The organism is Paracoccus sp. TOH, assembly GCF_030388245.1.
GTDB classification, from domain to species: domain Bacteria; phylum Pseudomonadota; class Alphaproteobacteria; order Rhodobacterales; family Rhodobacteraceae; genus Paracoccus; species Paracoccus simplex.
This window is the reverse complement of the sequence record NZ_CP098360.1, coordinates 532390-547114: the sequence shown is the minus strand read 5'-3', so window position 1 is coordinate 547114 and position 14725 is coordinate 532390. Positions and strand designations below refer to the sequence as shown.

11 protein-coding genes are annotated in these 14725 nt (G+C 64.9%); all 11 read left to right on the top strand.

Annotation, left to right across the window (positions count from 1 at the left end):
- Positions 1-35 precede the first annotated feature (35 nt).
- The 11 genes from secE to NBE95_RS02585 all read left to right on the top strand — a co-directional run bounded on the left by secE (position 36) and on the right by NBE95_RS02585 (position 14693).
- Entirely contained in the window at positions 36-230 is a 195-nt protein-coding gene (gene secE, locus NBE95_RS02635) for a preprotein translocase subunit SecE (RefSeq protein ID WP_289894331.1), read from the top strand.
- A gap of 192 nt (positions 231-422) precedes the next feature.
- Positions 423-962, top strand: coding sequence for a transcription termination/antitermination protein NusG (nusG, locus tag NBE95_RS02630; protein WP_289894330.1), 540 nt, complete (start codon positions 423-425; stop codon positions 960-962).
- A gap of 108 nt (positions 963-1070) precedes the next feature.
- The gene (rplK, locus tag NBE95_RS02625) at positions 1071-1523 is read left to right on the top strand and encodes a 50S ribosomal protein L11 (protein WP_289894329.1); all 453 of its coding nucleotides are present in this window, start codon (positions 1071-1073) and stop codon (positions 1521-1523) included.
- Positions 1524-1526: 3 nt separating this feature from the next.
- On the top strand, positions 1527-2225 hold the full coding sequence (rplA, locus tag NBE95_RS02620; RefSeq protein ID WP_289894328.1) for a 50S ribosomal protein L1: 699 nt from the start codon (positions 1527-1529) through the stop codon (positions 2223-2225).
- 236 nt (positions 2226-2461) lie between these two features.
- The gene (gene rplJ, locus NBE95_RS02615; RefSeq protein ID WP_289894327.1) at positions 2462-2977 is read left to right on the top strand and encodes a 50S ribosomal protein L10; all 516 of its coding nucleotides are present in this window, start codon (positions 2462-2464) and stop codon (positions 2975-2977) included.
- A 66-nt stretch (positions 2978-3043) separates the two neighbouring features.
- A complete protein-coding gene (gene rplL / locus NBE95_RS02610) occupies positions 3044-3418 on the top strand; it encodes a 50S ribosomal protein L7/L12 (RefSeq protein WP_017999544.1) in 375 nt (124 codons plus the stop codon).
- 283 nt (positions 3419-3701) lie between these two features.
- Entirely contained in the window at positions 3702-7850 is a 4149-nt protein-coding gene (gene rpoB, locus NBE95_RS02605) for a DNA-directed RNA polymerase subunit beta (protein WP_289894325.1), read from the top strand.
- A 52-nt stretch (positions 7851-7902) separates the two neighbouring features.
- Positions 7903-12111 carry a DNA-directed RNA polymerase subunit beta' gene (gene rpoC / locus NBE95_RS02600; RefSeq protein ID WP_289894324.1) on the top strand — a complete coding sequence of 1403 codons (4209 nt, stop codon included), beginning with the start codon at positions 7903-7905 and terminating at the stop codon, positions 12109-12111.
- A gap of 150 nt (positions 12112-12261) precedes the next feature.
- Positions 12262-12867 (top strand): isoprenylcysteine carboxylmethyltransferase family protein, encoded by a 606-nt coding sequence (locus NBE95_RS02595; protein WP_289894323.1) that lies wholly within the window; start codon positions 12262-12264, stop codon positions 12865-12867.
- Positions 12868-12894: 27 nt separating this feature from the next.
- The gene (locus tag NBE95_RS02590; RefSeq protein WP_289894322.1) at positions 12895-13845 is read left to right on the top strand and encodes a DMT family transporter; all 951 of its coding nucleotides are present in this window, start codon (positions 12895-12897) and stop codon (positions 13843-13845) included.
- The gene (locus NBE95_RS02585; protein WP_289894321.1) at positions 13842-14693 is read left to right on the top strand and encodes a putative rhamnosyl transferase; all 852 of its coding nucleotides are present in this window, start codon (positions 13842-13844) and stop codon (positions 14691-14693) included. Before NBE95_RS02590 ends, NBE95_RS02585 begins: the two co-directional genes overlap by 4 nt.
- Positions 14694-14725 lie beyond the last annotated feature (32 nt).

The window sequence follows — 14725 nt, the reverse complement described above, 5'->3', positions numbered from 1 at the left end:
GCTATTTGACCGGCTGCAAGACCGAAGGGAATCCCATGGCCAACCCCGTCCAGTTCATCAGCCAGGTCCGCGCCGAAGTCGGCAAGATCACCTGGCCCACCCGCCGCGAGGTGGTGACAACGACCATCATGGTCTTCATCATGGCGACGCTGGCCTCGATCTTCTTCTTCCTGGTCGATCTGGCGATCAAGACCGGGTTGTCGGGCGTCATTCACTTCGTCGGAAGCTGAGGGCTTGCATTGAGGCGCGGGGGACGGTATGTCCGCCCGACCTGCCCGTGACGCGGCGTGCATCGATTCGGTCGTGCGCGCCGATTTCAATTTGGCCGGAGGCTGCGCAGATGCACCGCGATCCGGCCTGGGCGGTTAAGGAATTCAAGGGGTTGGCTTGCCAGCCCGAAGGAAACAGGGGTCGATCGAGACATGGCAAAGCGTTGGTATTCGGTCAGCGTCCTGTCGAACTTTGAAAAGAAGGTCGCCGAGGCGATTCGTCAGGCCGTGGCCGAAAAGGCCCTTGAGGACGAGATCGAAGAAGTGCTGGTCCCGACCGAGGAAGTGATCGAGATCCGGCGCGGCAAGAAGGTCACGTCCGAGCGCCGCTTCATGCCCGGCTATGTGCTGGTGCGCATGGAGCTGTCGGACAAGACTTATCACCTGGTGAACTCGATCAACCGCGTCACCGGCTTCCTGGGCGCCCAGGGCAAGCCGATGCCGATGCGCGACGACGAGGTGAACGCGATCCTGCATCGCACCGGCGAAGGCGGGGCCGAGGTGGCGCCGCGCAACCTGATCCGGTTCGACGTGGGCGAAAAAGTGAATGTGACCGACGGGCCCTTCGAGGGCTTCTCGGGCATGGTCGAGGAAGTGGACGAGGTCGCGAACCGCATCAAGGTCACGGTGTCCATCTTCGGCCGTCCGACGCCGGTCGAGCTGGAATTCACGCAGGTCGCCAAGACCGCGTGATCGTCGCGGGAGGCCGCGCCGCCGGGAACGGACCGGCGGCAAGGCCGCACCGCTAAGTCGGCCCGAAGCCCGATCAGGGGCGGGGCGTGATGATAAGGAGAGGGCCAGATGGCCAAGAAAGTAGTCGGCAGCCTGAAGCTGCAAATCAAGGCGGGTCAGGCGAACCCGTCCCCGCCCGTCGGCCCGGCCCTGGGTCAGCGCGGCATCAACATCATGGAATTCTGCAAGGCGTTCAACGCCAGGACGCAGGAGATGGAACAGGGTGCCCCGGTTCCGGTCGTGATCACCTATTACGCCGACAAATCCTTCACCTTCGAGACCAAGACCTCCCCGGCCTCGTTCCTGCTGAAGAAGGCCGCCGGTCTGAAGCCGGTCGGCAAGCGCAACCGCGCCAAGGGCTCGGAAAAGCCCGGCCGTCAGGTCGCCGGCACCGTGACCGCCAAGCAGGTCCGCGAGATCGCCGAAGCCAAGATGAAGGACCTGTCCGCGAACGACGTGGAAGCCGCGATGCAGATCATCCTCGGCTCGGCGCGTTCGATCGGCATCGAGGTGAAAGGCTAAGTCATGGCTAAGATTTCCAAGAACAAAGCCGCCGCCCGCGCCGCCTTCGACGGCAAAACCAACCTGACGGTCGAAGACGCCGTCGCGCTGGTGAAGGCGAACGTCAAGGCGAAGTTCGACGAGACCGTCGAGATCGCGATGAACCTGGGCGTCGATCCGCGCCATGCCGACCAGATGGTCCGCGGCGTCGTGACCCTGCCCAACGGCACCGGCAAGCATGTGCGCGTCGCCGTTTTCGCCCGTGGCCCCAAGGCTGACGAAGCCAAGGCCGCCGGTGCGGAAATCGTCGGTGCCGAGGATCTGCTGGAAACCATCCAGTCGGGCAAGATCGAGTTCGATCGCTGCATCGCCACCCCGGACATGATGCCGCTGGTCGGCCGTCTGGGCAAGATCCTGGGTCCGCGCAACCTGATGCCGAACCCCAAGGTCGGCACGGTGACGATGGACGTGAAAGCCGCCGTCGAAGCCGCCAAGGGCGGCGAGGTCCAGTTCAAGGCCGAGAAGGCCGGCGTGGTCCATGCCGGCGTCGGCAAGGCCTCGTTCGACGCCGAGAAGCTGGCCCAGAACATCCGCGCCTTCGTGGACGCGGTGACCCGGGCCAAGCCCTCGGGCGCCAAGGGCACCTATGTGAAGAAGGTCTCGATCAGCTCGACCATGGGTCCGGGCGTGTCGCTGGACCTGTCTTCGACCGCCGCGCAGTAAGCGGCAAGAATTCCGCCAGAGTGATCTGGCGGATGGCGGGGCAGTGATGCCCCGTCCTGTCCGAGACGGAGGGTGCGGGGCTTGCCCCGCTTAATCGTCCTTCCTGAGATGGGATCAAGACCATTTTCCGAAGGTTTCTTCGGGGGATCTTGGACCGTCACGGACCCATTCCTGCCGCTGTTCGAGCGGCAGGGAAGTGAGAGCCGGGGGGAAACCCCCATACTTGGAGTGAAACCGTGGATAGAGCGCAGAAAGAGCAATTGGTCGAGGAACTCGGCCAGATCTTTGAAGCCTCTGGCGTCGTGGTGGTTGCCCGCTACGAGGGAATGACGGTTGCCGAAATGCAGGACCTGCGCGCGCAGATGCGCGAAGCTGGCGGGTCCGTTCGCGTTGCCAAGAACAGGCTCGCCAAGATCGCCCTGGATGGAAAGCCTTGCGCCAGCATCGCCGACTATCTGACGGGCATGACCGTGCTCGCCTTCTCCGAGGATCCTGTGGCTGCTGCCAAGGTCGCGGACAAATACGCCAAGGGGAACGACAAGTTCGTGATCCTGGGCGGTGCGATGGGCGACACGGCGCTTGACCCGGCCGGTGTGAAAGCCGTGGCCCAGATGCCGTCGCGCGAGGAGCTTATCGCTTCGATCGTGTCCTGCATCGGTGCCCCTGCTGCGAACATCGCGGGCGCGATCGGCGCACCTGCTTCCAACATCGCGGGCATCCTCTCGACTCTGGAAGAGCGCGAGGCTGCCTGAGGCAATCCCGTCCCGTCGTGGGGTTGAAACCCCGACGTTGGAACACTTAATGGAAAGAACGGAAAAATGGCTGACCTGAAAAAACTCGCCGAAGAAATCGTGGGCCTGACCCTGCTGGAAGCCCAGGAACTGAAGACCATCCTGAAAGACGAATACGGCATCGAGCCGGCCGCCGGTGGCGCCGTCATGGTTGCCGGCCCGGCCGCTGGCCCGGCTGAAGCCGCCGAAGAAAAGACCGAATTCGACGTCGTCCTGGTCGACGCCGGCGCCAACAAGATCAACGTGATCAAGGAAGTGCGCGGCATCACCGGTCTGGGCCTGAAAGAAGCCAAGGATCTGGTCGAAGCCGGCGGCAAAGTCAAAGAAGGCGCTTCGAAAGCCGACGCCGAAGAAATGAAGAAGAAGCTCGAAGCGGCTGGTGCCAAGGTCGAGCTGAAGTAATCGGACCGGCACCTGATGGTGCAGGCTGATTGATTTCGGAAGAAAATGGCAGGGTCCGGGGGTTCTCCCGGTCCCTGCCGAACCTGTCTTGAAGGACGGTTTTCCTGCCAGTTTCTGTGAACGGGGCGCGCAGGGTGCAGACCTTCCTTCAGGGCATGTTCGGGGTTCGGGAGTCGCGCGGTGGGACGCGCGGCACGAATTGGACCCCGCCCCTCATTCGCCGCCTTGCGCCGGTCGGGCCCCGACGACCGCCGCAAGCGAAAGACGAAAGGTAAGACCCTCTATGGCGCAAGCTTATGTCGGCCAGAAACGCATCCGGCGTTACTATGGCAATATCCGCGAAGTTCTTGAGATGCCGAACCTCATCGAGGTTCAGAAATCCTCCTACGACCTGTTCCTGCGGTCGGGCGAGGCCGAGGGCCATCAGGATGGCGAAGGCATCCAGGGCGTCTTCCAGTCGGTGTTCCCGATCAAGGACTTCAACGAGACCGCGACGCTCGAATTCGTGAAATACGAGCTCGAGAAGCCGAAATACGACGTGGATGAGTGCCAGAGCCGCGACATGACCTATGCCGCGCCGCTGAAGGTCACCCTGCGCCTGATCGTCTTCGATGTCGACGAGACCACCGGCGCCAAGTCGGTCAAGGACATCAAGGAACAGGACGTCTACATGGGCGACATGCCCCTGATGACGCAGAACGGCACCTTCATCGTGAACGGCACCGAGCGCGTCGTCGTGTCGCAGATGCACCGCAGCCCCGGCGTGTTCTTCGACCATGACCGCGGCAAGACCCATAGCTCGGGCAAGCTCTTGTTCGCCTGCCGCATCATCCCGTATCGCGGCTCGTGGCTGGACTTCGAATTCGACGCCAAGGACTTGGTCTTCGCGCGCATCGACCGCCGCCGGAAACTGCCGGTGACGACGCTGCTCTATGCGCTCGGCATGGACCAGGAGGGCATCATGGATGCCTTCTACGACACCGTGGACTATACGCTGCAGCGCGCCGTCAAGGGCCGCGAGGCCGGCTGGATCACCAAGTTCTTCCCCGAGCGCGTGCGCGGCACCCGCCCCAGCTATGACCTGGTGAATGCCGAGACCGGCGAGATCATCACCAAGGCCGGCGACAAGGTGACGCCGCGCCTGGTCAAGCAGTTGGCCGAGCATGGCGACATCAACCTGCTTCTGCCCTTCGAGAAGATCATCGGCCGCTTCGTCGCCAAGGACATCATCAACGAGCAGACCGGCCTGATCTATGCCGAGGCCGGTGACGAGATCACCGTCGAATACGACCGCGACGGCGAGATCTCGGGCGGCTTGCTGAAGGTGCTGCTGGACAACGGCATCGAGGACATCCCGGTCCTGGACATCGACCATGTGAACGTCGGCCCCTATATCCGCAACACCATGGCGGCGGACAAGAACATGAGCCGCGAAGGCGCGCTGATGGACATCTACCGCGTCATGCGCCCGGGCGAGCCGCCGACCGTCGAGGCTGCCTCGGCGCTGTTCGACAGCCTGTTCTTCGACAGCGAGCGCTACGACCTCTCGGCCGTGGGCCGGGTCAAGATGAACATGCGCCTTGACCTTGACGCGCCGGATACCCAGCGCACCCTGCGCAAGGAAGACATCATCGCCTGTATCCGCGGCTTGGTGGAACTGCGCGACGGCAAGGGCGAGATCGACGACATCGACCACCTCGGCAACCGCCGGGTGCGCTCGGTCGGCGAGCTGATGGAGAACCAGTACCGCATCGGCCTGCTGCGCATGGAGCGCGCGATCCGCGAGCGCATGTCCGGCGTCGAGATCGACACCGTGATGCCGCAGGATCTGATCAACGCCAAGCCGGCGGCGGCGGCGGTGCGCGAATTCTTCGGTTCGTCGCAGCTGTCGCAGTTCATGGACCAGACCAACCCGCTGTCCGAAGTGACCCACAAGCGCCGTCTTTCGGCGCTTGGCCCGGGCGGTCTGACCCGCGAACGCGCCGGCTTCGAGGTTCGCGACGTGCACCCGACCCATTACGGCCGAATGTGCCCGATTGAGACCCCGGAAGGTCAGAACATCGGCCTGATCAACAGCCTCGCGACCTTTGCCCGCGTCAACAAATACGGCTTCATCGAAACCCCCTATCGCAAGGTGATCGAGGGCAAGGTGACCGATGACGTGGTCTATATGTCCGCGACCGAGGAAATGCGCCACACCATCGCCCAGGCGAACGCGACCCTCGACGAGGGCGGCAAGTTCGTGGACGAGCTGATCTCGACCCGTCAGGCGGGCGACTTCATGCTGAACCCGGTCGAGGCGGTGGACCTGATCGACGTGTCGCCGAAACAGCTGGTTTCGGTGGCGGCGGCGCTGATCCCCTTCCTTGAAAATGACGACGCCAACCGCGCGCTGATGGGCTCGAACATGCAGCGCCAGGCGGTTCCGCTGCTGCGGGCCGAGGCGCCCTTCGTCGGCACCGGCATGGAGGCGACCGTTGCGCGCGATTCCGGCGCCGCCATCATGGCGCGCCGGGGCGGCATCATCGACCAGGTCGACGCGCAGCGGATCGTTATCCGCGCGACCGAGGATCTGGGCGCGGGCGATGCGGGCGTGGACATCTATCGTCTGCGCAAGTTCAAGCGTTCGAACCAGTCCTCGACCATCAACCAGCGCCCGCTGGTCAAGGTGGGCGAGCGCGTGGTCAAGGGTCAGGTCGTCGCCGACGGTCCCTCGACCGATCAGGGCGAACTGGCGATCGGCCGCAACGTGGTCGTGGCCTTCATGCCCTGGAACGGCTACAACTACGAGGACTCGATCCTGATTTCCGAGCGGATCCACCGCGACGACGTGTTCACCTCGATCCATATCGACGAATACGAAGTGGCGGCGCGCGACACCAAGCTGGGCCCGGAAGAAATCACCCGCGACATCCCGAACGTCGGCGAGGAGGCGCTGCGCAACCTCGACGAGGCCGGCATCGTCTATATCGGCGCCGAGGTCGGTCCGGGCGACATCCTGGTCGGCAAGATCACCCCGAAGGGTGAAAGCCCGATGACGCCGGAGGAAAAGCTGCTGCGCGCCATCTTCGGCGAAAAGGCCAGCGACGTGCGCGACACCTCGCTGCGTCTGCCGCCGGGCGCCTATGGCACCATCGTCGAGGTCCGGGTGTTCAACCGCCACGGCGTCGACAAGGACGAGCGTGCGTTGCAGATCGAGCGCGAGGAAGTCGAGCGTCTGGCCCGCGACCGGGACGACGAGCTGGCGATCCTGGAGCGCAACATCTATGCGCGCCTGAAAACGCTGATCATGGGCAAGGAAGTCGTCAAGGGGCCGAAAGGCATCCGCGCCGGCGCCGTGGTCGATGACGATCTGCTGGGCCAGCTGTCGCGCGGCCAGTGGTGGCAGCTTGCCGTCGCCGACGAGGACACCGCCAAGGAAGTCGAGGCGCTGAACCAGCAATTCGACGCGCAGAAGCGGGCGCTGGACAACCGTTTCGACGACAAGGTCGAGAAGGTGCGTCAGGGCGACGACCTGCCTCCGGGCGTGATGAAGATGGTCAAGGTCTTCGTCGCGGTGAAGCGCAAGCTGCAAGCGGGCGACAAGATGGCCGGCCGTCACGGCAACAAGGGTGTGGTGTCCAAGGTGGTTCCCATCGAGGACATGCCCTTCCTGGCCGACGGCACCCCGGTCGACCTGGTGCTGAACCCGCTGGGCGTGCCGTCGCGGATGAACGTCGGCCAGATCCTCGAGACCCATATGGGCTGGGCGTCGCGCGGATTGGGCATCAGGATCGACGAAGCGCTGCAGGACTATCGCCGCAATGGCAACATGTCCCCGGTGCGCGAGGCGATGCGCAACGGCTATGGCGACGCGTTCTATGCCGAGACCTTCGAAGGCATGGATGACGAGGCGCTGCTGGAGCACGCCGATGCGGTGCGCGGCGGCGTTCCCATCGCCACGCCGGTCTTCGACGGCGCGAAAGAGGCGGATGTGAACGACGCGTTGCGCCGCGCCGGCTTCGACAGCTCGGGCCAGTCCATCGTCTTCGACGGCCGCACCGGCGAGCAGTTCGCCCGCCCGGTCACCGTCGGGATGAAATATGTCCTGAAGCTGCACCACCTTGTCGACGACAAGATGCACGCCCGCTCGACCGGTCCCTACAGCCTGGTCACCCAGCAGCCGCTGGGCGGCAAGGCGCAGTTCGGCGGTCAGCGTCTGGGTGAGATGGAGGTCTGGGCGCTGGAAGCCTATGGCGCCGCCTATACCCTGCAAGAGATGCTGACGGTCAAGTCGGACGACGTGGCCGGCCGGACCAAGGTCTATGAAAGCATCGTCAAGGGCGAGGACAATTTCGAGGCCGGCGTCCCGGAATCGTTCAACGTGCTGGTCAAGGAGGTCCGGGGTCTGGGCCTCAACATGGAACTCCTGGATGCGGAGGACGAGGAGTGAGGGCGCAAGCCCTCACCCCCATCCATCCCGTGCCCTTCATTAGGAATTGAAAATGAACCAGGAACTTGCCACCAATCCGCTGAACCCGCTGGCCCAGCCGCGGCAGTTCGACGAAATCAAGATCTCGCTGGCCTCGCCCGAGGAAATCCTCGCCTGGTCCTATGGCGAGGTGAAGAAGCCCGAAACCATCAACTACCGCACGTTCAAGCCGGAACGTGACGGGTTGTTCTGCGCGCGCATCTTCGGTCCGATCAAGGATTACGAATGCCTGTGCGGCAAATACAAGCGCATGAAGTATCGCGGCCTGGTATGCGAGAAATGCGGCGTGGAAGTCACGCTGCAGAAGGTCCGCCGCGAGCGCATGGGCCATATCGAGCTGGCCGCCCCGGTCGCGCATATCTGGTTCCTGAAATCGCTGCCGAGCCGCATCGGTCTGATGCTGGACATGACGCTGCGCGATCTTGAGCGTATCCTCTATTTCGAGAATTACGTCGTGATCGAGCCGGGTCTGACCGACCTGAGCTATGGCCAGCTCTTGACCGAGGAGGAATTCCTCGACGCGCAGGACCAGTATGGCGCCGACGCCTTCACCGCCAATATCGGCGCCGAGGCGATCCGCGAGATGCTGTCGAACATCGACCTGGCCGCCACCGCCGAGCAGCTGCGCGAGGAGCTGAAGGAAGCGACCGGCGAGCTGAAGCCGAAGAAGATCATCAAGCGGCTGAAAATCGTCGAGTCGTTCCTCGAGTCGGGCAACCGGCCCGAGTGGATGGTGCTGACCGTCATTCCGGTCATTCCGCCGGAACTGCGTCCGCTGGTGCCGCTGGACGGCGGCCGCTTCGCGACCTCGGACCTGAACGATCTGTATCGCCGCGTCATCAACCGCAACAACCGTCTGAAGCGGCTGATCGAGCTGCGCGCGCCCGACATCATCGTGCGCAACGAAAAGCGGATGCTGCAGGAATCGGTCGATGCGCTGTTCGACAACGGCCGCCGCGGCCGCGTGATCACCGGCAACAACAAGCGCCCGCTGAAATCGCTGTCGGACATGCTGAAAGGCAAGCAGGGCCGGTTCCGCCAGAACCTTCTGGGCAAGCGCGTCGACTTCTCGGGTCGTTCGGTCATCGTGACCGGCCCGGAACTGAAGCTGCATCAGTGCGGCCTGCCGAAGAAGATGGCCTTGGAGCTGTTCAAGCCGTTCATCTATTCGCGGCTTGAGGCGAAGGGGCTTTCGAGCACTGTCAAGCAGGCGAAAAAGCTGGTCGAGAAAGAGCGCCCCGAGGTCTGGGACATCCTGGACGAGGTGATCCGCGAACATCCGGTGCTGCTGAACCGCGCGCCGACGCTGCACCGTCTGGGCATCCAGGCGTTTGAGCCGATCCTGATCGAGGGCAAGGCGATCCAGCTGCATCCGCTGGTCTGCTCGGCCTTCAACGCCGACTTCGACGGCGACCAGATGGCCGTGCACGTCCCGCTGTCGCTTGAGGCGCAGCTGGAAGCGCGCGTGCTGATGATGTCCACGAACAACGTGCTGTCGCCGGCCAACGGCGCGCCGATCATCGTGCCGTCGCAGGATATGGTTCTGGGTCTGTATTACACGACCATGGAGCGCGAGGGCATGAAGGGCGAAGGCATGGTCTTTGCCAACCTGGAAGAGGTGGAGCACGCGCTGGCCTCCGGCGCGGTGCATCTGCATGCCCGCATCACCGCCCGCCTGCCGCAGATCGACGAGAACGGCAACGAGGTCATCAAGCGCTTCGAGACCACGCCGGGCCGGATCCGTCTGGGCGCCCTTCTGCCGAAGAACGCGAAAGCGCCCTTCGAGCTGGTCAACCGCCTGCTGCGCAAGAAGGACATCCAGAACGTCATCGACACCGTCTACCGCTACTGCGGCCAGAAGGAATCGGTGATCTTCTGCGACCAGATCATGGGCCTGGGCTTCCGCGAGGCGTTCCGCGCCGGCATCTCCTTCGGCAAGGACGACATGGTCGTGCCGCCGACGAAATGGGATCTGGTCGAGGAAACCCAGGACCAGGTGAAACAGTTCGAACAGCAATATCTGGACGGTCTGATCACCCAGGGCGAAAAGTACAACAAGGTCGTCGATGCCTGGTCGAAATGTAACGACCGCGTCACCGACGCCATGATGAAGACCATCTCGGCCACCAAGAAGGACGCCAATGGCGCCGAACTGGAACCGAACTCGGTCTATATGATGGCGCATTCGGGCGCGCGGGGTTCGGTCAGCCAGATGAAACAGCTGGGCGGCATGCGCGGCCTGATGGCCAAGCCGAACGGCGAGATCATCGAGACGCCGATCATCTCGAACTTCAAGGAAGGTCTGACCGTTCTTGAGTACTTCAACTCGACCCACGGCGCCCGGAAGGGTCTGTCGGATACCGCGTTGAAGACCGCGAACTCGGGCTACCTGACCCGCCGTCTGGTCGACGTGGCGCAGGACTGCATCATCCGCGAGCATGATTGCGGCACCGACCGGGCGATCACCGCCTCGGCGGCGGTCAACGACGGCGAGGTGGTCAGCCCGCTCTCCGAGCGCGTGCTGGGCCGCGTCGCGGCCGAGGACGTGCTGGTTCCGGGCGAGGATGTGGTGATCGTTCGCAAGAACGAGCTGATCGACGAGCGCAAGGCCGACGAGATCGAGGTGGCGGGCGTGCAGAACGTGCGCATCCGCTCGGCCCTGACCTGCGAATCGGACGATGGCGTCTGCGCGTTGTGCTATGGTCGTGACCTGGCCCGCGGCACGCTGGTCAATATCGGCGAGGCGGTCGGCATCATCGCCGCGCAGTCGATCGGCGAACCCGGCACGCAGCTGACGATGCGGACCTTCCACATCGGCGGCATCGCGCAGGGCGGTCAGCAGTCCTTCATCGCCGCCGCGCAGGAAGGCGTGGTCGAGTTCCAGAACGAAAGCACGCTGGAAAACGCCAGTGGCGAGCTGATCGTGATGGCGCGCAACATGCAGCTGCATATCAAGTCGGCCACCGGCGAGACGCTGGCCAGCCACAAGCTGTTCTACGGCAGCAAGCTGTTCGTGCGCGAAGGCGATGCCGTGGCGCGCGGCCAGAAGATGTTCGAATGGGACCCCTATACCCTGCCGATCATCGCCGAGAAGGCGGGTGTGGCGAAATATGTCGACCTGCTCTCGGGGATCTCGGTCCGCGACGAGACCGACGACGCGACCGGCATGACGCAGAAGATCGTCACGGACTGGCGCTCGGCCCCGAAAGGCAACGAGCTCAAGCCCGAGATCATCATCGTCGATGCCGATGGCGAGCCGGTGCGCAACGAACAGGGCAACCCGGTCACCTATCCGATGTCGGTCGACGCGGTTCTGTCGGTCGAGGACGGGCAGGAGATCCTGGCCGGCGACGTCGTGGCGCGGATCCCGCGCGAAGGCGCCAAGACCAAGGACATCACCGGGGGTCTGCCCCGCGTGGCGGAACTGTTCGAGGCCCGTCGTCCCAAGGATCACGCCATCATCGCCGAGATCGACGGCTATGTGCGCTTTGGCAAGGACTACAAGAACAAGCGCCGCATCGCCATCGAACCCGCCGACGACACGCTGGAAGCCGTCGAATACATGGTGCCGAAAGGCAAGCACATCCCGGTGCAGGAAGGCGACTTCGTGCAGAAGGGTGACTACATCATGGACGGCAACCCGGCGCCGCATGACATCCTGCGCATCATGGGGATCGAGGCTCTGGCCGACTATCTCATCGACGAGGTGCAGGACGTCTATCGACTGCAGGGCGTGAAGATCAACGACAAGCACATCGAGGTGATCGTGCGGCAGATGCTGCAAAAGATCGAGATCCTCGACAGCGGCGATACCACGCTGCTGAAGGGCGAGCATGTCGATCGCGACGAGTTCGAGGAAGAGAACGCCAAGATCGAAGCCAAGGGGGGCCGTCCGGCCTCGGGCGAGCCGGTGCTGCTGGGCATCACCAAGGCCAGCCTGCAGACCCGCAGCTTCATCTCGGCCGCCTCGTTCCAGGAAACGACCCGCGTGCTGACCGAGGCCGCCGTGCAGGGCAAGCGCGACAAGCTGGTCGGCCTCAAGGAGAACGTCATCGTCGGCCGGCTGATCCCGGCCGGCACCGGCGGCGCCACCGCCCGCGTGAAGCGCATCGCCGGCGAGCGCGACAACGAGGTGATCGAGGCGCGCCGCGCCGAGGCCGAGGCCGCCGCGGCGCTGATCGCGCCGGAGGACAGTCCGGCCGAGGTCGGCGGCGAGGATTGATCGCGCCCTGAACACGAACCCGAAAGGCCCGGCCCCGCGCCGGGCCTTTTGCTTGCCGCCTTCGCATCGGCGGCTCGCGATTGCGCAAGGCCCTGGCAGGGGATAATGATGGGGTCAAAGTGCGGTCGGGGCGTTTGCGAGGTTGGTGTGGTGCGCGCGGCAGTCAATCAGAAGATCCGCATCAACATCCTGCGGCTGTCGGGCCTGGCCCTGCTGCCGGCCATCCTGGTGATCAACCCGGTTTTCGGCCTGGACGGGTTCGGACACGAGACCATCGAATCGCTGGGCATCCTGCTGCTGCTGACGGGCGTGCTGGGCCGGTTCTGGTCGATCCTCTATGTCGGTGGCGCCAAGAACCGGCATGTGATGCGGGACGGGCCCTATTCAATGACCCGCAACCCGCTGTATTTCTTCTCGACCGTGGCGGCGACGGGGATCGGGTTGATGTTCGGTGCGGTCAGCCTGGCGCTGCTGATCGGCGGCACGGTCGGGCTGGTTCTCTGGATCACCGCGCGGCGCGAGGCGGGGTTCCTGTCGCAGCGCTTCGGCACGGAATACGACGCCTATGCCGCGCGCACGCCGTTCTTCCTGCCCGATCCGCGGCTGTGCCGCACGGGGCGGACCGTCCGCTTCGACACGACGACGCTGCGCCGCAACCTGTTCGACGCGCTCGTCTTCCTGAGCTTCATTCCGATCGTCGAATTGGTGGACCAGGTGAAGCTGAGCCTCGACTGGTCGTTGCTGACGCTTTGGTAACCACTTCTGCAGCCGCACCGCCGAGCCATGCTGACCCCCGACTTGCCCTCTGCCAGCGCGCCGGACACCGCCCTGCGCCCGCCTGTCCCGGATCCGGGGCAGGGGCTGGCCGACAATCTGCGCGGCGCGGCGCTGATGACGCTCAGCATGGCGGCCTTCATCTGCAACGACACGCTGATGAAGGCGGTGACCCAGACCCTGCCGCTTTATGAATCGGTGGCGATCCGGGGCGGCATGGTGCTGGCGCTGATGGTGCTGGTCGCGCAACGGCAGGGCGGGTTGCGGCTGCGGGTGCCGCGCACCGATCTGGGGCCGCTGGTGCTGCGCACGTTCGCCGACATCGCCTCGACCGTGCTTTACCTTTTGGCGCTCAGGCGCATGGCGCTGGCCGATATCGCGGCGATCATGCAGGCGCTGCCGCTGGCGGTGACGCTGGCCGCGGCGCTGTTCTTTCGCGAAAGGCTGGGTTGGCGGCGGCTCATGGCCATCGGCATCGGCTTTCTGGGCGTGCTGCTGATCTTGCGGCCCGGCACCGGCGCCTTCGACCGCTGGTCGGCGGTGGCGCTGGCCTCGATGCTGCTGATCGTGGTGCGCGACATGGCGACGCGAACCTTCTCGACCCGGATCGGCTCGTCCAGCATCGCCTTCTATGCGGCGCTGGCGGTGATGCTGACCGGCTTCGTGCTGGGCGGCGCGGAACGCTGGCGGATGCCCAGCGGGGCCGAGTTCGCGCTGCTGGCGGGCGCGGCGCTGTTTCTGACCGTCGGCTACATCACCGCCGTCGCCACCATGCGGGTCGGCGAGATATCCTTCGTGGCGCCGTTCCGCTACAGTTCGCTGGTCTGGGCCATCGCGCTGGGGCTGGCGGTGTTTGGCGACTGGCCGGACCGGTGGACCTGGGCGGGCTCGGCCCTGGTGGTGGGGGCGGGGGTCTACACCATCCTGCGCGAGCGGCAATTGAGGGGACGCGGTCGATGAAGCGGGTGCAGATGCTGGGCTTGTGCCGGTTTTCCTATCTGGGGGGCCGGGGCTTCCAGGTGGCGCATGAGACGCTGGAGGAGCGGCGGGCCTTCCTCTACCATCCCGAGCGGCTGGCGCGGCGCTGGTTCTGGTTCGAGACCGTGACCTTGCCCGGGTTGCTGGCCCAGACCGACCCGGATTTCACCCTGGTGCTGATGACCGGGCCGGACCTGCCCGAGCCCTGGCTGTCGCGGCTGCGCGAACTGACCGAGATCATGCCGCAGGCCCGGCTGGCGTTGGTCCCGCCGATGGAGAAGCACCTGGACGCCTGCCTGGCCGCCATTGCGCCGCATATCGAGCCGGGCGCCGATGTCGTCGGCCATTTCCGCCAGGACGACGACGATGCCGTGGCCGTGGATTACATCCGCGACGCCCGCCGGGATTTCGCGGCGCTGCGCCCGCTGTGGGAACGCCGGCGGCGGCTGTCCTGCGATTATTCCCGCGGGCTGGTGCTGAAGGCGATGCGGGACGGCATCTCGGTCGAGCCGCGGATGATCTACAATGCCGGGGCGGCGCTGACCGTCTATCTGCCGCCCGATGCGCAGCGCAGCGTGATGCATTTCCCGCATTGGAAGATCGGCCTGTCGATGCCCGGGGTGACCATGCCCGGCAAGGCCATGTTCGTGCGCTTCCTGAACCACGACAACGACTCGGGCGCCATCGGCGCCGGCTATCCGTGGGAGGGCGACCCCGCGGGCTGGGCCGGGCTGTTGGCCGAGCGTTTCCACATCGACCTGGAGGCGCTGGACCGCGCCGCGCGCGATTTCGGCCTGCCCGGCGCCGACCGGCCGCGCTGGGGACTTTGACCGGCGGAGCAGGGGTCGGGGCGCGGGGCCGG